The organism is Streptomyces sp. NPDC005803, from assembly GCF_040630435.1.
Taxonomy (GTDB): Bacteria; Actinomycetota; Actinomycetes; order Streptomycetales; family Streptomycetaceae; genus Streptomyces.
Genome location: NZ_JBEXXO010000036.1, coordinates 18217 through 39981, shown reverse-complemented (window position 1 = coordinate 39981; position 21765 = coordinate 18217). Strand labels below are relative to the sequence as shown.

18 protein-coding genes are annotated in these 21765 nt (G+C 72.8%); 7 read left to right on the top strand and 11 right to left on the bottom strand.

Annotation, left to right across the window (positions count from 1 at the left end):
* Nucleotides 1-44 precede the first annotated feature (44 nt).
* Nucleotides 45-1544 carry a PLP-dependent aminotransferase family protein gene (locus ABZ454_RS34670; protein ID WP_359543511.1) on the bottom strand — a complete coding sequence of 500 codons (1500 nt, stop codon included), beginning with the start codon at nucleotides 1542-1544 and terminating at the stop codon, nucleotides 45-47.
* 102 nt (nucleotides 1545-1646) lie between these two features.
* Here ABZ454_RS34670 and ABZ454_RS34665 point away from each other — a divergent pair, with 102 nt between their 5' ends.
* The 4 genes from ABZ454_RS34665 (at nucleotide 1647) to ABZ454_RS34650 (ending at nucleotide 5137) form a co-directional block, all read left to right on the top strand.
* A complete protein-coding gene (locus ABZ454_RS34665) occupies nucleotides 1647-2309 on the top strand; it encodes a hypothetical protein (RefSeq protein WP_359543510.1) in 663 nt (220 codons plus the stop codon).
* Entirely contained in the window at nucleotides 2306-3070 is a 765-nt protein-coding gene (locus ABZ454_RS34660; protein ID WP_356325421.1) for a glycerophosphodiester phosphodiesterase family protein, read from the top strand. Before ABZ454_RS34665 ends, ABZ454_RS34660 begins: the two co-directional genes overlap by 4 nt.
* 45 nt (nucleotides 3071-3115) lie before the next feature.
* Nucleotides 3116-4489: an MFS transporter gene (locus ABZ454_RS34655; protein WP_359543509.1), complete on the top strand. Its 1374-nt coding sequence runs from the start codon at nucleotides 3116-3118 to the stop codon at nucleotides 4487-4489.
* A 273-nt stretch (nucleotides 4490-4762) separates the two neighbouring features.
* Entirely contained in the window at nucleotides 4763-5137 is a 375-nt protein-coding gene (locus ABZ454_RS34650) for an RNA polymerase-binding protein RbpA (protein WP_003959706.1), read from the top strand.
* A gap of 343 nt (nucleotides 5138-5480) precedes the next feature.
* Here ABZ454_RS34650 and fxsA read toward each other — a convergent pair whose 3' ends face one another.
* The 4 genes from fxsA to ABZ454_RS34630 form a co-directional block, all read right to left on the bottom strand.
* Nucleotides 5481-6056, bottom strand: coding sequence for an FxsA family membrane protein (gene fxsA / locus ABZ454_RS34645; RefSeq protein ID WP_356318842.1), 576 nt, complete (start codon nucleotides 6054-6056; stop codon nucleotides 5481-5483).
* A 67-nt stretch (nucleotides 6057-6123) separates the two neighbouring features.
* A complete protein-coding gene (locus tag ABZ454_RS34640; protein ID WP_356318841.1) occupies nucleotides 6124-6891 on the bottom strand; it encodes a polyprenol monophosphomannose synthase in 768 nt (255 codons plus the stop codon).
* A gap of 526 nt (nucleotides 6892-7417) precedes the next feature.
* A complete protein-coding gene (locus ABZ454_RS34635; RefSeq protein ID WP_359543508.1) occupies nucleotides 7418-9058 on the bottom strand; it encodes an amidohydrolase in 1641 nt (546 codons plus the stop codon).
* 47 nt (nucleotides 9059-9105) lie between these two features.
* Nucleotides 9106-9546 (bottom strand): Lrp/AsnC family transcriptional regulator, encoded by a 441-nt coding sequence (locus ABZ454_RS34630; RefSeq protein ID WP_136327380.1) that lies wholly within the window; start codon nucleotides 9544-9546, stop codon nucleotides 9106-9108.
* Between the two features lie 202 nt (nucleotides 9547-9748).
* Here ABZ454_RS34630 and ABZ454_RS34625 point away from each other — a divergent pair, with 202 nt between their 5' ends.
* Nucleotides 9749-10150, top strand: a complete 402-nt coding sequence (locus ABZ454_RS34625) for a hypothetical protein (protein WP_356318839.1) — start codon at nucleotides 9749-9751, stop codon at nucleotides 10148-10150.
* A 457-nt stretch (nucleotides 10151-10607) separates the two neighbouring features.
* Here ABZ454_RS34625 and ABZ454_RS34620 read toward each other — a convergent pair whose 3' ends face one another.
* The gene (locus ABZ454_RS34620; RefSeq protein ID WP_359543507.1) at nucleotides 10608-11780 is read right to left on the bottom strand and encodes an acyl-CoA dehydrogenase family protein; all 1173 of its coding nucleotides are present in this window, start codon (nucleotides 11778-11780) and stop codon (nucleotides 10608-10610) included.
* A 682-nt stretch (nucleotides 11781-12462) separates the two neighbouring features.
* Nucleotides 12463-12615, bottom strand: coding sequence for an SCO1431 family membrane protein (locus ABZ454_RS34615; RefSeq protein WP_356318837.1), 153 nt, complete (start codon nucleotides 12613-12615; stop codon nucleotides 12463-12465).
* A 541-nt stretch (nucleotides 12616-13156) separates the two neighbouring features.
* Here ABZ454_RS34615 and ABZ454_RS34610 point away from each other — a divergent pair.
* Nucleotides 13157-13876, top strand: coding sequence for a VOC family protein (locus ABZ454_RS34610; RefSeq protein ID WP_359543506.1), 720 nt, complete (start codon nucleotides 13157-13159; stop codon nucleotides 13874-13876).
* A gap of 90 nt (nucleotides 13877-13966) precedes the next feature.
* Here the strand turns inward: ABZ454_RS34610 and ABZ454_RS34605 are convergent, their stop codons facing one another.
* The 4 genes from ABZ454_RS34605 to ABZ454_RS34590 form a co-directional block, all read right to left on the bottom strand.
* Nucleotides 13967-14986: a helix-turn-helix domain-containing protein gene (locus ABZ454_RS34605; protein WP_356318835.1), complete on the bottom strand. Its 1020-nt coding sequence runs from the start codon at nucleotides 14984-14986 to the stop codon at nucleotides 13967-13969.
* Between the two features lie 184 nt (nucleotides 14987-15170).
* Nucleotides 15171-16424, bottom strand: coding sequence for an extracellular solute-binding protein (locus ABZ454_RS34600; protein WP_359543505.1), 1254 nt, complete (start codon nucleotides 16422-16424; stop codon nucleotides 15171-15173).
* Nucleotides 16425-16599: 175 nt separating this feature from the next.
* Complete coding sequence (locus ABZ454_RS34595) at nucleotides 16600-17361, bottom strand: alpha/beta hydrolase (protein ID WP_359543504.1); 762 nt, start codon at nucleotides 17359-17361, stop codon at nucleotides 16600-16602.
* 56 nt (nucleotides 17362-17417) lie between these two features.
* The gene (locus ABZ454_RS34590) at nucleotides 17418-20162 is read right to left on the bottom strand and encodes an AAA family ATPase (protein WP_359543503.1); all 2745 of its coding nucleotides are present in this window, start codon (nucleotides 20160-20162) and stop codon (nucleotides 17418-17420) included.
* Between the two features lie 630 nt (nucleotides 20163-20792).
* Between ABZ454_RS34590 and ABZ454_RS34585 the strand changes: the two genes are divergently transcribed.
* The gene (locus ABZ454_RS34585) at nucleotides 20793-21764 is read left to right on the top strand and encodes an alpha/beta hydrolase (RefSeq protein ID WP_359543502.1); all 972 of its coding nucleotides are present in this window, start codon (nucleotides 20793-20795) and stop codon (nucleotides 21762-21764) included.
* Nucleotide 21765: the final 1 nt, after the last annotated feature.

Here is a 21765-nt window from a genome sequence, read left to right as displayed (position 1 = left end):
CGGGGCCCGGCGGATCCGCCGGGCCCCGTGGTCCGCCGCGGTGCTCACGCCACGAACGTGCGGGGCGCCTCAGCCCCCGCGCCCGCTCCCGAACCGACCAGCTGGGCGGCGGCCGCGAGCCGCAGGGCCGCTTCGTCCGCCACCGGCCCGCCGACCGTGAACGGCAGCCGCACGTACCCCTCGAAGGCCCCGTCGACCCCGAACCGGGGCCCGGACGGCACCCGCACCCCCACCCGCTCGCCGGCCACCGCGAGCCGCGAGCCGGAGAGACCGCCGGTGCGCACCCACAGGGTCAGCCCGCCGCGCGGCACGGCGAACTCCCACTCCGGCAGCTCCCGGCGTACCGCCGCGACGAGCGCGTCCCGGTTGTCGCGCGCCTGCTCCCGGCGGATCTGCACGGCCTGCTCCCAGCCGCCGGTGCGCATCAGCCAGTTGACGGCCAGCTGCTCGAGGACCGGGGTCCCCATGTCGGCGTAGGCGCGGGCGGCCACCAGGCTGCGGATCACGTCCGGGGCCGCACGGACCCACCCGATGCGCATGCCGGCCCAGAACGCCTTGCTCGCCGATCCGACGGTGAGCACGGTGCTGCCGGCCGGGTCGAAGGCGCAGACACGGCGGGGCATGCGCACGTCGTCGTCCAGGTACAGCTCGTGCATCGTCTCGTCGACCACCAGGACCGTGCCGGCCGAGCGGGCGGCGTCCACCAGCGCGCGGCGGCGGTCCTCGTCCGCGAGGGCGCCGGTGGGGTTGTGGAAGTCGGCGACCACGTACGCGAGCCGGGGCGCCGCGTCCCTCAGCACCTGGCGCCACCGGTTCACGTCCCAGCCGCCGAGCCCCTCCTCCATGGCCACCGGCACGAGACGGGCGCCCGCCTCCCGCATCAGCTGGAGGATGTTGGCGTAACTCGGGGACTCCACCGCGATCCGTTCCCCGCGGCCGGCGAAGAGGTGACAGATCGCGTCGATCGCGCCCATCGCCCCGGTGGTCACCATGATCTGTTCGGGCATCGTAGGGATACCGCTCGCGGTGTACCGGTCGGCGATCATCTGCCGCAGCGCGGGCAGCCCGGCCGGATAGTCGCCGTGGGTGTGCGCGTACGGGGCCAGCTCCTCCAGGGCGCCCTGGACGGCCCGGGTCAACCACGGCTCGGGGGCGGGCAGCGAGGCGCAGCCCAGGTCGATCATCGAGCCGAGCGCCTCGGGCGGCAGCGGCTCCAGTCCGCGGGCGGGCAGCGGGTTGCCCGCGGGGACCGCCGTCCAGCTGCCGGCCCCTCGCCGGGACTCCAGGAAGCCTTCGGCACGGAGCGCCTCGTAGGCCGCCGCGACCGTCGTACGGCTGACGGAGAGGGCCAGCGCCAGCTCGCGCTCGGCGGGCAGCCGGGCGGCGACCGGCACCCGGCCCTCGAGGACGAGCAGCCGGATGCCGTCGGCGAGCGCACGATAGGCGGGCGGCCTGCGGCTGCCGGGGGCCGCGGGCCGGGGCTGCTGGGCGTGGAGCTGCCGGGCGAGTTGCGCCGCACCGACGGCCGAGGTCCACTGCGCCATGAGAATCAGTCCACCTTCCTCGGATTGGCCATAGTTGGCGGCCAATCCCCTGCCACAGAGTGACACGCAGCAGTCCACGACCACCACTCCAGGGGGCACGCCTTGTCCATCACCGCCGCAGCGCGCGGAGCTCACCTCCCCCGACGGCTGATCCAGCTCTACGCGGGCCTGGCGCTGTACGGGGCGAGTTCGGCGCTGCTGGTCGTCGCCGGGCTCGGCCTGGAGCCCTGGGGTGTGCTGCACCAGGGGCTCGCCGAGCGCACCGGCATCAGCATCGGGGTCGTCTCCATCATCATCGGGGCGATCGTGCTGCTGCTCTGGATCCCGCTCCGGCAGCGGCCCGGACTGGGCACCGTCTCGAACGTCTTCGCCGTCGGTCTCGCGATGGACGGCACGCTCGCCCTCGTCCCCGAGGTGCGCGGGCTCGCCGCTCAGGCCGGGGTGATGGGGGCCGCGATCGTCCTCAACGGCGTGGCGACGGGGCTCTACATCGCCGCCCGGTTCGGCCCCGGACCACGGGACGGGCTGATGACCGGTCTGCACCGGCGGACCGGCCGGTCGATCCGGCTCGTCCGCACGGCGATAGAGATCGGGGTCGTGCTCACCGGATTCCTGCTCGGCGGCTCCCTCGGCGTGGGCACGGTCGTGTACGCCCTCGCCATCGGCCCGCTCGCCCAGTTCTTCCTGCGCTTCTTCGCGGTCAAGGACAACGGGGGCACCGCGGTCGCCGCCGGGACGTCCGAGCAGGCCATACTGCCGCGGTGACTTCCGTACGCCACCCCTATCTGGACCACCCCGTCCCTCTCGCGTTCGCCCACCGGGGCGGCGCGGCGGACGGGATCGAGAACACGGCGGCCGCGTTCCGCCGCGCCGCCGACGCCGGGTACCGCTACTTCGAGACCGATGTCCACGCCTCGGCCGACGGCCGGCTGGTCGCCTTCCACGACTCCACCCTGGACCGGGTCACCGACGCCCGGGGCCGGATAGCGCAGTTGCCGTGGAGCGAGATACGACGGGCCCGGGTCGCGGGGCGCGAGCCGCTGCCCTTGTTCGAGGAGCTCCTGGAGGAGTTCCCCGAAGCCCGCTGGAACGTGGACATCAAGGCGGGTCAGGCGCTCGCACCCCTCGTGCGGCTGATCCGCCGGGCGGACGCCTGGGACCGGGTGTGCGTCGGATCGTTCTCCGAGGCGCGGGTGGCCCGGGCGCACCGGCTGGCGGGCCCGCGGCTCGCCACCTCCTACGGCGTCCGCGGGGTCCTGGCGCTGCGGCTGCGCTCGTACGGCGTCCCGGCGGCCCTGCGTTCGGGCGCCGTCTGCGCCCAGGTCCCGGAGAGCCAGGGCGGCGTCCGGGTCGTCGACCGGCGCTTCGTGCGGGAGGCGCACGCGCGGGGACTCCAGGTGCACGTCTGGACGGTGAACGAGCCGGATCGGATGGCCGCGCTCCTGGACCTCGGGGTGGATGGCATCATGACCGATCACATCGAGACGCTGCGCACGGTGCTGAGCGAGCGGGGGGCCTGGGCCTGACGCCGGCCCGGTGACGTCTCCACGGGGAGAGACGAGGGGTGCGCGATGAGCGCCGAGACCGCGAACACCGCCGGACCGGCGGACGGCACGGCCTGGGCGGACAGCCCCGGCGACCGACGCCGGGAGCAGCGCGGCTGGTACTTCTACGACTTCGCCTGCTCCGTCTACTCGACGAGTGTCCTCACGGTGTTCCTCGGGCCGTACCTGACGTCCGTCGCCAAGGCCGCGGCCGACGCCGAGGGCTACGTCCACCCGCTCGGCGTGCCGGTCCGGGCCGGGTCGCTGTTCGCGTACGCGGTCTCGGCCTCCCTCGTCGTCGCGGTGATCCTGATGCCGGTCGTGGGCGCGGCGGCGGACCGCTCGGGCCGCAAGAAGCCCCTTCTCGCGGCGGCGGCCTACACGGGCGCGACCGCGACGGCCGCGATGTTCTTCCTGGACGGCCACCGCTATCTGCTCGGCGTCCTCCTGCTCATCGTGGCGAACGCCTCGATATCGGTGTCGATGGTGCTCTACAACGCCTATCTGCCGCAGATCGCGGGGCCCGACGAACGCGACGCGGTCTCCTCCCGGGGCTGGGCCTTCGGTTACACGTCGGGGGCCCTGGTCCTCGTCCTCGATCTGGTCCTCTACACCGGCCACGACTCCTTCGGCCTCTCCGAGCCGGACGCCGTGCGGATCTGCCTCGCCACGGCCGGCCTCTGGTGGGGCGCCTTCACCGTCATCCCGCTGCGGCGGCTGCGCGACCGGACCACGGGGGCGCGCGGGGGCGAGGCGGTCGGTTCCGGATGGCGGCAGCTGAGGGCGACCCTGCGCGACATGCGCCGCCACCCGCTCACCCTTTCCTTCCTGCTGGCCTACCTCGTCTACAACGACGGGGTGCAGACCGTCATCTCCCAGGCGTCCGTGTACGGCTCCGAGGAACTGGGCCTCGACCAGACGACGCTGATCACGGCGGTGCTGCTGGTCCAGGTGCTGGCGGTCGCCGGGGCGCTCGGGATGGGGCGGACGGCCCGGGTGTACGGGGCGAAGCACACGATCCTCGGGTCGCTCGTGGTCTGGACGCTGATCCTCGTCGCCGGCTACTTCCTGCCCGCCGGCTCACCGGTCTACTTCTACGCGCTGGCCGCGGCGATCGGCCTCGTCCTCGGCGGCAGCCAGGCGCTGTCCCGGTCCCTGTTCTCGCATCTGGTGCCGCGCGGCAAGGAGGCCGAGTACTTCTCCGCGTACGAGATGAGCGACCGGGGACTGAGCTGGCTGGGGCCCCTGGTGTTCGGGCTCGCGTATCAGCTGACCGGCAGTTATCGGGATGCGATCATCTCGCTGGTGGTCTTCTTCGTGGTCGGTTCCGTGCTGCTCGCGAGGGTGCCGGTACGGCAGGCGGTGGCGGCGGCCGGGAATCTCGTTCCGGAACGGATTTAGACGTTGAAGTGAAAGGCCGGTAGTGTACGCCTTTGGCCTGCCCGGAGGACCGTTACTGCGAGTGGAAGAATCCAAACCGTTGGGTGACAGCTTCCGTCAGATGTGACAAACCGGGCATTGGCGGGTACTTGAACACTCGCAAACCTGAAAAGCAGCGGCACGACGGGCGACGCATGACCGGCGACGGGAATCTTTGCCGCCGACCGGACGTTGACCGGATGACGACGACAGCGACACCTGTCCTGTGGGCGACAAGCCCGGGAGGCACGATTCATGAGTGAGCGAGCTCTCCGCGGCACGCGACTCGTGGTTACCAGCTACGAGACGGACCGCGGCATCGATCTGGCCCCGCGCCAGGCGGTGGAGTACGCATGCCAGAACGGACATCGATTTGAGATGCCCTTCTCGGTAGAGGCGGAAATTCCGCCGGAGTGGGAGTGCAAGGCGTGTGGCGCCCAGGCACTCCTGGTGGACGGGGATGGCCCCGAGGAGAAGAAGGGCAAGCCTGCGCGCACGCACTGGGACATGCTCATGGAGCGGCGCACACGCGAGGAGCTGGAAGAGGTGCTGGCCGAGAGGCTGGCGGTTCTGCGCTCCGGCGCCATGAACATTGCCGTGCATCCGCGGGACAGCAGGAAGTCTGCCTGACCGCGTAGCACCGCATCGAGACAGAGCCGCGGGCCGCGACACCTTGTGTGTCGCGGCCCGCGGCTCTGTGTATACGGGGGCCTGCGGGGCGGCGGGGCGCGGGGGCCGGGCCGGCTCACGGTGGCGCTCTGCCTCGTCCGGGCCGCCGCCAAGACGTCCTCGATCGCCGGAGGACGGGCTCGACCGGGCCGGTGGCCGTCTTGAGACGCCGAGGAGGTCGGCTGTGGCCGTCTTGAGAGGCCGAGGAAGTCGGCTCTACGCGGCCGGGGCGGCCCGACGGGGCCCGGGCCGGTCCTCCCGGGCGGCCGAGACCGGCTCGGCGCAGTGGCCGGGGCCGGTGGCGTTACGGCGTCAGCGGCGGACGGGGGTTGTCCTCCGGGCGGGCGGGCTCCTCGCGGATGACCTCACCCTGGACGACCTTTCCGTCCGGGCGGTGGATACGGGCCTGCTGGAAGGCGTCCGAGAAGCTGCCGGGGCCCGCGGCCTTCATCCGCCGTTCCAGTGAACGTTCCGCGTACGTGCTGAGCGCCGACCGGACCGGCGGCACCAGAAGCAGCAGTCCGGCCACGTCCGAGATCACCCCCGGGATCATGATCAGGAGCCCGGCGAGCATCAGGAAGCCGTTGCCCCGGGTACTGGCGGGGGCGGGCGACGAGCCGCCGGCCCCCGGCTGTCCCGGCATCTGCTGGAGCGTCTCGGTGAGATTGCGGAAGGCGCGGCGGCCGGCCCGCTTCATCACGACGGCCCCGAGGACGACCCCCGCGGCCAGGAGCAGCAGCACGGTGAACCCGCCCGCCACGTCCGCCACCACGGTGAGCAGCCAGATCTCCAGCACCGCCCAGGCGGCGATGGCGAGAGGTACGAAGGTCCGGGCGCGCGAGCGCTTACGGGCGGTCGGAGGCGGTGTGCCGGTCGTCATGCCCCCAGTGTGCCTGGAGCGGCGTCCGGACGCCGTAAGAGGGTCCGCAGGGCGGTCCCGCCCGGGATCAGGGCGTCCGGCGCCCGAGTACCCGGTTCGTCCGCGTGGTGACGCCCCACGCCGTCACTCGCCACAGCGCCTCGACCAGGATGTCGCGGCTCATCTTGGAGTCGCCGATCTCCCGGTCCACGAAGGTGATGGGGACCTCGACGACATGGAAGCCGGCCTCGATCGCACGGCGGGCCAGGTCGACCTGGAAGCAGTAGCCCTGCGAGGCGACCTCGTCCAGGCCGATGCCCTGCAGCGTCTCGGTGCGAAAGGCCCGGTAGCCGCCGGTGACGTCCCGCGTCTGCAGTCCGAGCAGCAGCCGGGAGTAGGTGCTGCCACCGCGGGAGATGATCTCGCGCGACTTGGGCCAGTTGACCACCCGGCCGCCCGGGACCCAGCGCGATCCGAGCACCAGGTCCGCGCCCTTGAGGGCGGTGAGCAGGCGGGGCAGTTCCTCGGGCTGGTGGGAGCCGTCGGCGTCCATCTCGACGACGACGCCGTAGTCGTGGTCGATGCCCCAGCGGAAGCCGGCGAGGTAGGCCGCGCCGAGTCCTTCCTTGCCCTTGCGGTGCAGCACATGGACCTGGTCGTCGGCCGCGGCGAGTTCGTCGGCGAGCTTGCCGGTGCCGTCCGGGCTGTTGTCGTCGGCGACCAGGATGTCAGCCTCCGGCACGGCGGCGCGCACCCGGCTGACGATCGGCTTGATGTTCTCGGCCTCGTTGTAGGTCGGAATGATCACCAATGCTCTGCCGAGCGGGCCGTATCGCCTCTGACCGCCGTCGTTCACTTACTGCCCCTTAAGTCCGTACGCAGATGCACACCATATCGAGCGCGGCACGTACCCGGACCGACCCGGTCGGGCGGCGTGGGAGGCGGCGGCGGACAGAAGAGCGGAAGTACGGACAGAACTGCGGATCGGGGCCCGGCGCCCTTCGGGCCGACCTGGGACCCGCCGGCTGCGGGTCGACCTAGAGCCGTTGTCTACTGAACGTCCGGGCCCCACCCGGGTCACACCCTCCGCCGGCTGGAACCTTCCCTCGCCCCCGAGGCGCGGGCGCTGAACCTGGCTGTCAGGAGTGGTGCGCCGGTGCGGCACACCACCCCATGACCCAGCGGCGTTCGACGACTGCGTGGAGGTTCAACCGGTCGGACGTCCTGTGGTGGACCCGGCCGAACCTACCGGCCGGTGGGCGCTTTCTGTCAATAGCCGCCTGACCTGCATCGATGAACGAACTTGCCTGGTCAGTCCCGAGGATCCCCAGGTGATGGCAGAACGGGGGCGACTTCGATCGGCGGTACGAAATGTCCGCACGTCACTCGTTCGGCCGTACGTAGACAGTTTGTCCGAAGACGACGGTGCGCAGGCAGACCGGGAGTGCGCCGCCGGGGCTCAGGTCGGGCAGCCCGGGCGTCCCCGACCGGGGATCCGTCGACCAGCGGGCCACCCGGTCGTCCGGAGCCTGGACCACCAGTTCCTCGGTGCGCCAGACCGCGTAGTCGGCCGGGGCGCCGGGCACCAGGGTGCCCGCGTCGTCGCGGCCGACGGCCCGCCAGCCGCCGCGCGTGTGGGCGGTGAAGCCGGCCCGGACCGAGATCCGGTGCTCGGGCGTCCGGTGGAACGCGGCGGCCCGCACGGTCCCCCACGGGTCCAGCGGGGTCACCGGGCTGTCGGAGCCGAACGCGAGGGGCACACCGGCCCGCAGGAGCGCCGCGTACGGGTTGAGGGTCCTCGCCCGCCCGGCGCCCAGCCGGCGGGCGTACATGCCCTCCTCACCGCCCCAGGCGGCGTCGAAGGCGGGCTGGACCGAGGCGGTGAGTCCGAGTTCGGCGAAGGCCGCCACCGTCTCGGGCGTGAGCATCTCCGCGTGCTCGACGCGGTGCCTGGCGGCCCGCACCCGGCCGAGGCCGACCTTCTCGGCCGCTGCCCTCACGCCGTCGACGACCGAGGACAGCGCCGCGTCGCCGATGGCGTGGAAGCCCGCCTGGAGCCCGGCCTCGGTACAGGCCGCGACATGGGAGGCGATCTGCGCGGCGTCCAGATGGGCGGCGCCCGAGACCGGCGCGTCGTCGTAGGGCTCGTGGAGGCAGGCGGTGTGCGAGCCGAACGACCCGTCGACGAAGAGGTCCCCCGCCGCGCCCACGGCACCGAGTTCCCGGACGCGCCGGGCGTCCTTCTCGCCGCCTACCTGTTCGGCCCAGTAGCCGAAGACCCGCGGCCCCGGCTGCCCGGCCGCCAGCTTCAGCAGCGAGGTGAAGTCCTCCTCGTCGGAGATGTCGGGGCCACCGCACTCGTGGACCGTGCCGATCCCGAGGGACGCCGCGTGGGCGAGCGCCGCGCGCTGGGCGTCGGCGCGCTGGCGCGGTGTGACGGCGCCGTGGGCGGCCGCGCGCACCGCGTGGTGGGCGGCGCCCGTCAGCGGCCCGTCCGGCCGGTAGCCGGCCATCGAGGCGATCGGGGGGACGAGATCGAGCAGCGCGGTCGTGACGACCGCCGAATGCACGTCGATCCGCGGCAGGTAGAGGGGTCGTCCGCCCGCCGCGTCATCGAGCTCGCCGCGGGTGGGCGGGCGCTGCTCCGGCCAGCGCGTGGCGTCCCAGCCGTGCCCCAGGATCACCCGGTCGGCGGGGTGCGCCGCCACGTACGCGCGCACCAGGGCGAGGGCCTCGCCGAGGGTACGGGCCCCCGAGAGGTCGAGGCCGGTGAGGGCCAGACCGGTCGATGTGGTGTGGACGTGCGCGTCGGTGAAAGCGGGGGTGACCAGGGCCCCGTCGAGGTCGATCACTTCGTCGACGCCGCTCGCGAAGGCGTCGGCGGCCCCTTCGGAACCCACCCAGGCGACATGGCCCCGTTCGACCACCATGGCGGTCGCGAAGGGATCGGCGGGGCTGTGGACGTCGCCACCGCGCAGCAGCACGGTGCGGTGTTCGCTCTGGGGGGCGGTGCTCTCGGTCATGAGGACCAGTCTCCCGCCTGCGGTGGGCCGCGCGGCGCGCGACCCCCTCAGATCTGCGGCGGGCGGGCCTCGTAGGGCGTGGAGAGGACGACGGTGGTGCGGGTGGAGACACCGGCGAGCGAACGGATCCGGGTGAGCAGGTGCTCCAGCTCCAGCGGGGTCGCGACCCGCACCTTGAGGATGTAGTTCTCGTCACCCGCCACGCTGTGACAGGCCTCCAGCTCCGGGACGCCGGCGAGCCGCTCCGCGATGTCGTCCGGGGCGCTCGGGTCGAAGGGCTTCACCGAGATGAAGGCGGTCAGCGGCAGACCGACGGCCTCGGGGTCGACGACGGCGGCATAGCCCCGGATCACCCCGCGCTGCTCCAGCCTGCGGACGCGCTGGTGCACCGCCGAGGTGGACAGGCCGGTGGCCTTGCCCAGGTCGGTGTAGCTCATCCGCCCGTCCTTGACGAGCAACTCCACGATGTGACGGTCCAGCTCCTCCATATGGATCAATCTATGGCCCCACGCCCTCCAGGCACAGCCGTGGACGGCTCGTGGAGGGCACCTGCGGGGGGCATGTGACGAATGCCACAGGTTTACGCGGCGGTAGCCGAGCCGCTCACGGTTACCGCGCAGGCGCGACGGGAAGTGCTTGCTGTGGTCGAGGCCGCGGCGCCTTGTCGGCCCACCCGAGGGGGGAATTTCCATGCAGAGCCTGAAGCTCACCGGACGTACCGAACCGGAGCCCGTTGATCCTTTCGAGGACACCGCTCCCGACGCGTACGACACGTTCGAGATGTACCGGGTCGTCTGCCCGGACTGCGCCCGGCCCATCGCGCTCCTGGCGGACGAGGACGTGCTGCCGGAGCACGCGCTGTGCCCCAGCCCGTGGAACCCGTTCGTCCTGACGGTGTGCGCCGGTACCGGCCGCGCCGCGTCGCACGCCCGTCCCGCCGACGACACGGCGGACGCCCAGGAGCAGGAGACGGCCCTGCTGCTGACGCTCCCCCAGGGGCTCGACTGGAGGACCCAGCCGTTCTCCCACGCCGGCGGCGCCGGCTCGCGCCCGCTCCGGGTGCCGCACCAGCTGCGTCACGACGCGGCCTGAGCCTTTCGCCCCGGGGGCGGTGACGCGCCCGGGGCGGACCGCCCGCACCACCACGGCGGCCGGACCGGCTGGGCGGCGCGCCCGGCCGCACCGGCCGTGCGCCGCCCACCCAGAGGACCTCGCGAACAGGCGCTCGAATCGGCCGGGCAGTGACCCGGCCCGGCCCTGTGCCGTTTCCCTGGCATGACCCTGCTGCAATCCACAGCCGGCCCCGGTCGCCGCCGTCTCGCCGCTCCGGCCTCCGAAGAATCGGTTCCGCAGTCCCGCACCTCGCCGGAACCGTCCGAGCCGCCCCGTCCGGCCCCGCGCTCGGCGGCGCCCCACTCGGCCGATCCGCCCCTCTACCAGGCACTGCTCCGGCACTGGGAGAGCACCGGCAGGGCCCTGCCGGGCCGTCATGACCAGGAGTGGAACCGGATCATGACGACGCCCGTGTGGTCGGACCGGCCGCCGCGGGTCAGCGCGTCTCAGGACCTGCGAGGTGGCGGGCGATGACCATCCGCTGGATCTGGTTGGTCCCCTCGACGATCTGCAGCACCTTCGCCTCGCGCATCAGCCTCTCGACGGGGAAGTCCAGCGTGTAGCCGTATCCGCCGAGCACCTGGACGGCATCGATGGTGACCCGCATCGCGGCGTCCGTGCAGAAGAGCTTGGCCATCGCCGCCTGCCGCGAGAAGGGGCTCCCCGCGTCGCGCAGCCTGGCGGCCTCCAGGTAGAGCGCGCGGCCGGCCTCGATCTGGGTCGCCATGTCGGCGAGCATGAACCGCAGACCCTGGAAGTCCGCGATGGGGCGGCCGAACTGCTTGCGTCCGGTGGCGTAGGCGACGGCCTCGTTCATCGCCGCCTGGGCCACGCCGATGGCGCAGGCGGCGATGCCCAGCCGTCCGGAGTCCAGCGCGGACAAGGCGATCGCGAAGCCCTGCCCCTCCTCGCCGATCCGGCTCGCGTCGGGGACCCGCACACCGTCGAAGTGCAGCTGGGCGGTGGGCGAGCCCTTCATCCCCATCTTCTTCTCGGGGAGGGCGGCGCCCAGGCCCGCGGCGTCGCCGGGGACGAGGAAGGCGGTGATGCCGCGGGGGCCCTCGACGCCGGTACGGGCCAGGACGGTGTAGAAGTCGGCGACGCCGCCGTGGGTGATCCACGCCTTGGTGCCGGTGACGACCCAGTCCTCGCCGTCGCGTACGGCCTTGGTGCGCAGCGAGGCGGCATCGGAGCCGGAGGCGGGCTCCGAGAGGCAGTAGGCGCCCAGCAGGCCGCCCGTGAGCATCGCCGGCAGGTGTTCGGACTGCTGGTCCTTGGTCCCGTAGCCGGCGACCGCGTGGCAGGCGAGGGAGTGGACGCTCACGCCGAGACCGACGGTGAGCCGGGCGGCGGCGAGCTCTTCGAGTACCTGGAGGTAGACCTCGTACGGCTGGTCGCCGCCGCCGTGGGCGGAGTCGTAGGGCAGACCCAGCAGGCCGGACTCGGAGAGCAGGGTGAAGACTTCGCGCGGGAACCGGCCCGCGTCCTCCTCCTCGGCGGCCCGCGGCGCGATCTCCCGCTGGGCGATGTCGCGGACGAGCACGAGGAGTTGCCTGGACTCCTCGCTGGGCAGACGGCGTTCCACCGATTGCGGGGCACGGTCGGACATGACGGCGCTCTCCTCCCTGTCGGGCGTTGCGACGGTCGCGCGCGCGGGGTGTGAGCGGCGCCGCCGGAGGGATCTCCGGACGATGCCCGGAAAACACTGCTGTGCAGCCGATGTTGCCCTCCCGGATTACGAGAGGCGCAGGCCGGCGGCTGTGGCGGGTTGAGTATGCCCGATCGGACGGCATCCGTCACCGGTTGACAGAACACGTCCGGAAACGGGCGAGGGAGAGCGGGGATGATCACCGGAATTGACCCGCGCCATCGGCCAACTGGTCTAGTCCATCTGCGATTTCCGGCCGACCGAGTCTCCGCGCGCCTGCCACGTTCGCTCGTTCGGCGGAAGCGGTTCCCCAGGGGCTCGCCCGCTCCCCCGCGAGGAGCAGCCACGACCGGACCGCATCGCCCGGGAGCCCGCCGCCGGGCTCTCGCCGCTGCCGCCTGTGGCGCCGCGCTGGACGTCACCGGCGCCGGGCCCGTCTGCGCGGCCCCGGCCGCCCCCGCAGCGGTCGGCAGCAAGGTGATCGGATCGTTCCCCACCTGGGGTGTCCGCCATCGCGATCACCCGGTGACACCACCGGCGCGAACTGATCAAGGCGACCGGCTGACGTCGTCACCAGGTGTGAAGGGGGCGGGGGGCCGGGGCGGCTGCCCCGCCTCCTGTCACGTCCGGGGGTGGAGGCGGGTCACATGAGGCCGAGCTGCGTGACGAGCATGGCGATGACGACGACGAGCGTCCAGCCCAGGACGTTCTCCAGCAGCTTGGAGCCGTCCTCGGGTCCGCCGGTCCGCGCGCGGCGGCGGGCAGAGGTGGTGGTGATGGCGGCAGTCGTGGTCATGGCATCCCGTTCGGTCGGCCGGCAGTCGGTGTCGCTCGGGGGTGCTGCGGGCCTGCGCCGCGAGCCCGGCCAGGACCCCCGGCACTTCGCGGGGACCCGACCACAGTGCCAGCCCGCCTGGGCCCCAGGGTAGAGATCTGCGTCACTGCGCCGGGGACGGCCGGACGGCGCCGACGGCCGCCGCCTCCCCTCGGAGCCCGGCGCGGGGCGGGCGGCGGGCGAACGGGGCGTTCAAGCGGCGCACCGCCACCTGTGGGCGAGACCACACGGGCGCGCTCCGCCGGGAACCCGCCGGTCCCGGTCCGGATGCCGAGTCCCGCCGGGGGTACGCCACCGCCTGGGAGCCGCGGGGCCGAACCGCCACGGCGCGGCCCTGGTCGCCCCCTCGTCGTTGCGCGAGCACCGTCGCGGCGGCGTACCGCCGTGCCGGCGCCCCGCGGCCGAAACTCCGGTGCGGGGACCGCGCGGTCGCCCCTAGGCTGCGCTCACGGCGCGCGCCAGGCGCCGTGTGGGAAATCGGCGAAGCGGGGATCCACGGGGCATGACCAGTCAACTGTTCGCGATATGTTTCCGTGCGACCCGGCCGTCGGGCCTGGCGCGGTTCTGGTCCGCGGTCCTGGGCTGGGAGCCGGCCGCCGGCCCCGGCGACGAGGTCACGCTCCTGCCCCCTGACGCCTCCGGGTTCCGCCTCCGCTTCATACCGGGCCAGGAGCCGAAGACCGTGCAGAACCGGGCCCACTTCGACCTGACGAGCACCTCGCCGGACGACCAGAAGCAGACGGTGGCCCAAGCGGTGGGGCTCGGCGCAACCCACATCGACGTGGGCCAGCGCCCCGAGGATGGACACGTGGTGCTCGCCGATCCGGACGGCAACGAGTTCTGCGTCATCGAGGCGGGCAACACGTTCCTCGCCGGTACCGGCTTCATCGGAGCGCTGGCCTGCGACGGGACGCAGGAGGTCGGCTACTTCTGGAGCGAGGCGCTCGGGTGGCCGCTGGTCTGGGACCAGGACCAGGAGACCGCGATCCAGTCACCGGACGGCGGCACGAAGATCACCTGGGGCGGTCCTCCGGTGGCCCCGAAGGCGGGCCCGAACAGACTGCGGTTCGAGCTGGCGGTCCCCGCCGACACCGACTGGGCCGCGGAGGTCGACCGACTGATCTCGCTCGGCGCGACCCGCCCGGACACCGGCGCGGGTGAGGGTGGCCTGCTGTTGCTCGACCCCGACGGCAACGAGTTCACCGTACCCAAGCCCCGCTAGCAGGGCCGCGGCGCAGAGCCCGCGGACGCCCCAGGTGCCCCTCCCGCGCACCGTACGGAAAGGGGCCGGCGTAGGGGCCGGCCCCCGGTCTCAGGCATCGACGAGCCGTGCGGACGACGGGACCTGCGGAGCAGGGTCCTGCGTGTCGCGCCACTCACGGGGGGCCATTCCGTAGGCGGCCCGGAACACCCGGCTGAAGTGCGCGGCCCTGACGAAACCCCATCGGTGTGCCACCGCGGCGATCGTGACGTGTCCGTGGAGTGCCAGATCGCGTCGGCACTCCTCCAGGCGGCGGCGCTGGATCCACCGGCCGACCGTGGCGTCCTCGCGCTCGAACAGTTTGTGCAGGTACCGCAGGGATATGTGATGGGCTTGGGCGATGGCCTGCGGGGTCAGGTCGGGATCCGCGAGATGGCGGTCGATGAACGCCTGGATGCGCAGCAGCAGCGCCCGGTTCCCGGCGGGCGTGTCCTCGGTGTCCCGGCCGAGTACTTCGTCGGCCACCGCACCGAGCAGATCCACGACGTTACGGGCCATCAGCTCGCTGGTGCGCGGTGGGTAGGTTCCGGCTCCGTCCACGAGCCCGGAGAGGAAGGGGGAGAGCAGGCCCCCGAGAGGCGTGTCGGCACCGAGCGGGCGCGCGGTCACGTGCGCCATGTCGGCCTCGCTCAGGCCCAGTACCTCCCTCGGGACGGCGAGGGACTTGGTCCGGAAGGGTCCGGGGAATTCCAGGTGGAGGGGGCGCGCCATGTCGTAGAGGAAGTTGTCTCCGGCCTCGATGACCGCTTCACGGCCGTCCTGCCTCAGGCGGGCGGTTCCCTTGTCCAGCAGTTTGACCACCACGTAGTCGCCGTCCGGGGCGTCCTGCGCGAGGTGCCGGCGCGTGCGCACGGCGGACAGGTGATCGCCGTCCACGGTGACCGCCCGGAGCCGGCCGAGCGGCGTCGCACGGATCGTGCCGGAGTACACCTCGTCGGGGACGGTCATGTCCACGGTACCGAAGGTCCGGGAGAGGGCCTCGCGCCAGTAGGCCCGTCGGTGGGGGACCGGCAGCGCATCGGTGGTGTGGAAGCTGCCGAGGGCGCTTCCGTCCGGGACATCCGGCGCCATGATCTTCGCCTTTCGACTGGTGTGTGCCTTCTGTAGCACCGTGCCAGTCGGTCCGGGGGCGGCACATCGCGTGAACCCGCTAGATCGGGGGTCGAGTGCGTCTCACCTGTCGGCCGGGCCGGTGACACGCCCTGGAGGGGCAACGAGCAGCGGGACGCCGGCGAGGGCTCGGACGAGGGCCCGGTCAGTCAGCGGCAGCGATCTGCTGCGCGTGCTCCAGGGCTTCCTCCGGAGTCCGCTCCCCCGTCAGTGCGGACTGGATCGCCGTGTAGATCCCGGTTGCCGCCTTGGGCCATCTGACCCCGAGTTCGCCGGTACGCACGCGCGCGCCTCGCACACTCTTGACGAAGACGGCCATCGACGGGTCCTGTTCCGCGTAGCGGGCGGCGACCGCGGTGCGGGAGGGCACGGTGAAGTGCTGCTTGGCCAGGGTGAGCGTGTTCGAGGGGGTGTTGAGGCAGGCGAGGACGTCAGCGGCCTTCCTCTGCCGGTCCTCGGACCGGCTTCGGGGGAGCGTCCACACTTCGCCGCCGAGGGGCGTGACCGGGCTCTGTCCCAGCCGGGGAACAGGGATGGGGGCCACTCCCCAGTGCAGGTCCTTGTCCTTGTCCAGGGCGGCGATCCGCCAGGGTCCGTTGATCATCATGGCCGTCCGGCCGGCGGCGAACTGGTCGTGGACGTCCGCCTGCGTCCAGTTCAGCACCGACTTCGACATGGATCCGTTCCTCACCAGGTCCACCCACAGCTGGAGTGCCTGTGCGGCCTGCGGAGTGTCCAGCCGCTTCTCGTTCCCGCCGTTGGACCACAGGAAGGGCAGGAACTGCCAGCTGCTCTCGAAGGTGGCGTTCGCGTCGACCGCCATGCCGTAGCGCCCGTGGCGGGTCAGCCCCGCTGCCGCCTCCTTCAGTTCGTCCCAGGTCCTCGGCACGGCGACACCGGCCTCGGCGAGCATGTCCTTGTTGTAGAAGAGGGCGACCGTACTGACGTAGGGAGCGAGCCCGTACACCTCTCCCTCGTACGTCCCCGCCGACAGGATGCCCTCGGCGAAGCCGCCGGTGTCGATGCCGTACCGGCTCAGCGGGGTCAACGCGCCGGTCTGCGCGATCCGCTGCAGGTCGGCGTTGTCCAGCATCAGCAGGTCGGGAAGGGTCCGCGCCGAGGCCTGCCGCAGGACCCTGGGGATGAGGGAGGCCGGCGGAACGCTCGTGTGCTCGATCCGGACGCCGGCGGTCTTGCCGCACGCGTCGAGCACCTGGTCCCACTGGGCGTGCTCGGATCTCTGGGTGTAGTAGTCGAGCACGGTGAGCGAGGTGACCTTGCCCGTCACCGCCCCGCTGCCGCTTCCGTCGACGCACCCGGTGGCGGCCATCAGCAGCGCCATGGCTCCGGTCAGGCGGGCGGCGATGCGCCGCGCCGGCCGTCCAGCCGGTGAGATCATGCGAGTGCCTTCGTCGAGTCGCTGTCCGTGGCCGCGGCCCGTATCGCGAGGGGGGCGGACTTCCGGGGCCGCCAGGGCAGCCCCGAACCGGGGGCCTCTTTCGTTCGAACGCATCCTAAACGCCCTCGCCCGGGCCCTGCCGGGGGGCATGCGCGACGCGGCGCCCCCGCTGTGGTCAGCGCGCCTGCCCGGCGGCTTCCCGGATCATCCTCACCACGGCGTCGGGCTGGGACAGCACCACGGCGTGCGAACCGTCCAGCACGTGCTCGGTGGCCGCCATGCGCTGGGCCATGAAGCGCTGGGCGGTGGGGCTGAGTATCCGGTCGGCGGTCGCGATCGCGTACCAGGACGGCGTGGAGGCCCATGCGGGCGGGCCCGCCCGGTCGGTCAGCGCGGTGCGGGCGATCGGGCGTTGCGCCACGGACAGCACCTCCTTGACGCCGGAGGGCAGGTCGGCGGCGTACACCAGCGGGAACAGTTCCTTACGGATGTACAGCTCGCTGTCCGGGCCGCCGGGGCCCCGAGCGGGCAGGGTGGCGGCGATGGTCGCGTGGGTCACCGGCGCGGGGGCGAAGCGGTTCACGATGTCCAGGACGCACTCGCCCGCGTCGAGGCCGAACGCCGCCACGTAACACAGGGCCACGACGTTGTCGGCGCCGGCGGCGGCCTGGGTGAGGACCGCGCCACCGTAGTCGTGGCCGACCAGGACGACCGGCGCGTCGATGTCCGTCACCACGCTCCTGAGGTAGGCGGCGTCCTGCGCCAGACCGCGCAGCGGGTTGGCCGCGGCGCGCACGGTCAGTCCGCCGGCGTGCAGGCGGCTGATGACCTCCGTCCACGACGAGGCGTCCGTGAACGCCCCGTGCACCAGCACGATGACCGGACGTGGGGAGCTGGAACTGCGCATGCCGGTGACCTCCGCCTGGGTGTGGAGCACCCAGCCAAGCGCACGAGGCGGCGCCGGGCATCGCGCGAACGTACCAGCGGATGCCCTCAGCTGTCGGGCAGGGCCATGACCAGGTTGGCGAGCTGCACCCGGGAGTTGACCGACAGCTTGCGGAAGGCGGACGTCAGGTGGGTGTTGACCGTGTGCGGCGAGACGACGAGCAGGTCGGCGGCCGACCGGTTGGTGTGGCCCTGGGCCACGAGGCGCGCGATCTTCTTCTCCGAGGCCGTGAGAGCCTCCCATCCCTGCACGGGGCGCTGGACGGCCGCCGCCCCGCGGCTGTCGGCCCCCGCTCCCTTCGCGGCGCGCTGGACGCGTGCCGCCGCCGCGGTGGCGCCGGACGCGGCGAACGTGTCACGGGCGTGCGTCAGCGCGTCCGCTGCCTGAGCCCTCCGGCCCGCCGCCAGGAGCGCGTGTCCGAGATCCGCGGACGCGGCTGCCCGGACCAGCGGGCGGGGGCTCGCGCCGAGCAGTTCCACGGAGTGTTCGAGCATGGCGATGTCGTTCCGCACGAGCCCGGCGGCCTGCGCGGCGATGCCCGTGGCCGTCGGCACGGCGGGGTTGCGTCCGGCGTGGGCTTCGGCCTGAGCGGCGAGGTCCTCGGCGAGCTCCCGGTCGGCGCCGCTCAGCGCCATGCGTATGCCCGCGTCGACCCAGTCACGCAGAAGCCGCCAGCGCATGAAGGATCCCTCCTGCTGCACGTCCCGGATCTTCTCGACAGCGAGGCGGACGTCCCCGTCCGCCTCGGCGTGGACCGCTTCCAGGAAGCGCACCGCGGCTGTGTTGCCCGGGTTCGGCCTGGCCGCCAGTCTCTCCCGCGCCGCGATCAGATGCTCGCGCGCCGCTTCCCGGTCGCCGCGCAGGAGGGCGATCCGGGAGCGGATCACGCGGCCGTTCACCTGCTGGACGGGTACCCGCACCTCGTCCTCCAGGCGTTCCATGGTCAGGAAGCCGGCGTCGGCGTCATCCAGCCGTCCGAGCCCCAGATCGTGCTGGCCCCGCGCCCACAGCATCACCGCCTGACGCGTCGCCCCTGCTTCCCTCGCTTGGAGGAGCAGCCGTTCGCCGGACTCGAAGTCGTCCACGTGCAGGTGCGCGACGATCTCTTCGGGAAGGAAGGCGGAGTCGATGACGCTCAGCGCGGCGAAGCGCTCCAGCGCGACCGCGCTCTCCCCCGCGTTCTGCGCGATCTCACCGAGCCCGGCCAGGGCCAGGATGTGTGCCTCCCGGTCGCCGGTCGCGGTGGCGGCGCGCAGCGCGGTCTCGCCGGCCTCACGTGCCGCGGGCAGGTCGTGGCCCCGGGACAAGGCCATGGTGCGCAGGGCGGCCAGCCTCGCCGCGACCTCCGGGGCGGCGCCTCCCATCGCGAGGGCGGCCTCGGCCCGGCGGCGCAGTTCGCCGGCGAGGTCCATGTTCCACAGCGCCCCGCCGAGGGCGGCCTGCAGGCGGCTGAACGTCTCCGGCGGTGGCCGTTCGGCCAGCAGCCCGTCGCCCGTCGACACCGCCTCCCGGTTCCGGCCGGCCCGGGCCAGGCAGAGGATCGCCTGCTCCCCCACCGCGAACCTCAGCGGCCGCGCCGAGGGCACCAGGGCCAGCGCGCGCGTCATCAGGTCGGCCGCGAGGTCCGGCGTGACCGGCAGTACGTCGTCAGCCGCGCGCTGGAGCAGCGCCACGGCGTCTTCGTCGCCGGGCAGGGCCCCCCTCAGGATGTGCGGCACCGCGTCGACCGGCCGGCGCCCCGCGGTGACGAGGCTGCGGGCAGCCTCTCGGTGCAGGGCTTTACGGGCCGAGGGCAGGATGTCGGCGTAGACCGCCTGGCGCAGCAGATCGTGGCGGAAGACGAGGTGCTCCCCGTCGTCGTCCAGAAGCCCGGCGCGCACGGCTTCCTCGAGCTCCGCTATCAGGGAGGTGGTCGGCCGGCCGCAGAGCGCGGCGGCGTCGTGGAAGGCGAAACTGCGGCCCAGTACCGCGCCCATCTGAAGGAAACGCAGGGTGTCGGGCTTCAGGGACCTGAGTCTGCCGCGCACGCCCACCACAAGCCCTGGGGGTACGAGGTGGTCAGGGGTCTCGGCGGCGCGCAGGCCCGCGAGCATCTCGACGGCCAGAAACGGGTTTCCGCCCGCTCCGTCGAGCAAGTCCCGTACCCGCTCGTCGGCCGCTGCCCCGAGTGCGTCGCCGGCCAGTTGGGCGATGGCCGCGCCGGACAGGGGGCCCAAGGACACGGTGACCGTCGGGAGCTCGCCGGCCGCGGCCGCGGCGATCTCGTCCGCGGGGCCCGTCGGCTCACGTCGGGCGGTCAGCATCCACAGCACCGGCGAGGTCCGCAAGCGGGCGGGCAGCCGCTGCAGGGCGAAGCGGCTCAGCGGATCGGCCCATTGCACGTCGTCCAGGCTGATCAGTACCGGCACGCTGCCCGCTCTGGCTTCGATCGCCTCCGCCAGGCGCTCCACCAACCAGATCCGCTGATCGTGGTTGCGGGCGAGATCGGCGAAGGCGTCGCCGGACAACAGGGGCTGATCGCCGTCCAGGACGCAGGCCGCCAGCGACGACAACGGCACGATGTGATGCAGCTCATCGGCCTTGCCGACGCCGACGGAGAAGCCCGCCGCCCTGGCGTGGGAGACGGCTTCGGCGAGCAGCGTGGTCTTGCCGATGCCCGGTTCGCCCCGGACGAGGGCCAGCGCGCCGCTTCCGGTGCGGGCCACGGAGGCGATCAGCGCCTCGAGTTCCGCGAGCTCGGCCTCCCGGCCGCGCAGACCGCGACGCGACAGCGGACCGCCTGCTCCTGCCATGTTCGACCCGTTCCGTCCGCACTCGCCTGCCGAAGCCGGCTTTCCCTGCCGGCGGGTGGCCTCGCACGGCTCGATACCGCGTCCCACCAGGGCACACGGGATGACTCGCGCCGTCGGCACGGAGATCACGAAGTGGTTACGGCAAGGCTATTACCGGCGCACATGTGTCCCTCCGTGCACTCTAACTGTTCTCTGCGTGCACTCGGACGGCTGTCCACGGCGTGGCCTTCGCCCTCCGCGGCCGCAGTCGCCGTAAGGGGCTCGCGGTCGCCGGACGCGTCGAGAAGGCGCTCGGCCCCTTGCGCAAGCGCGGCGACTCGCGCCATTGCGGAACGCGCTCACCGGCTTCGGCCGCCCCGCCGGGAAGGTGGTGCCCACCAGGACGGACCGCCGGGGCCGGCCTCCTCGCGGCATCGGCACATCGGCCCGGTACCTGTCAGCGCACCGCTGCCCCTCGGTGGTCCGGGGGCCTCTTCGGTGCACGGTGAGGCCACAGTCGGTGCACCGGCGTGCAACGACAGGCGTCTTCGCGGTTCTAGCGTGGCCGGAGGCGGCCCTGTGCTCTCGCGCCTTACTGGAGGCCGCCTCGCCGGAGACACCGGCACCCCCATATGTTTTTGAGGAGTTCGCATGTCCCCCACTGTCGAGCCGGTCCAGCCCGTCCTGGAGCCGGCCGCGGCCGCTTTCGCCGAAGCCACCGCGAACCCGCCGTACCTCTTCGATCTGGCGCCGGCCGAGGGCCGCAAGGCCGTCGACGAGGTGCAGTCCGGCGACATCGCCAAGCCGGCCGTCGACGAGGAGTGGGTCACCGTGTCCGGCGGCCCGACGGGCAGCGTCCGGGCCCGCATCGTCCGTCCGGCCGGCGCCGAGGGCCCCCTGCCGGTGATCCTCTACATCCACGGCGCGGGCTGGGTGTTCGGCAACGCCCACACCCACGACCGGCTCGTCCGGGAACTCGCCGTCGGCGCGGAAGCGGCCGTGGTCTTCCCCGAGTACGACCTCTCCCCCGAGGCCCGCTACCCGGTCGCCATCGAGCAGAACTACACGGTCGCCCGCTGGATCGTCACCGAGGGCGCCGCCAAGGACCTGGACGCCACCCGCATCGCGGTGGCGGGTGACTCCGTCGGCGGCAACATGAGCGCCGCGCTGACCCTCATGGCCAAGGAGCGCGGCGACGTCCCGCTGGTCCAGCAGGTGCTGTTCTACCCCGTCACCGACGCGAGCTTCGACACGGCGTCCTACCACCAGTTCGCCGAGGGCTACTTCCTGCGCCGCGACGGCATGCAGTGGTTCTGGGACCAGTACACCACCGACGAGAAGCAGCGCGCGGAGATCACCGCCTCCCCCCTGCGGGCCACCACCGAGCAGCTCACCGGACTGCCCCCGGCCCTGGTCATCACCGGCGAGGCCGACGTCCTGCGCGACGAGGGCGAGGCCTACGCCAACAAGCTCCGCCAGGCAGGCGTCCCCGTCACGGCCGTCCGCTACCAGGGCGTCATCCACGACTTCGTGATGCTCAACGCCCTGCGCGAGACCCACGCCGCCGAAGGCGCCATCAGCCAGGCCGTCGCCACCCTGCGCACCGCACTGCACAGCCGCTGAT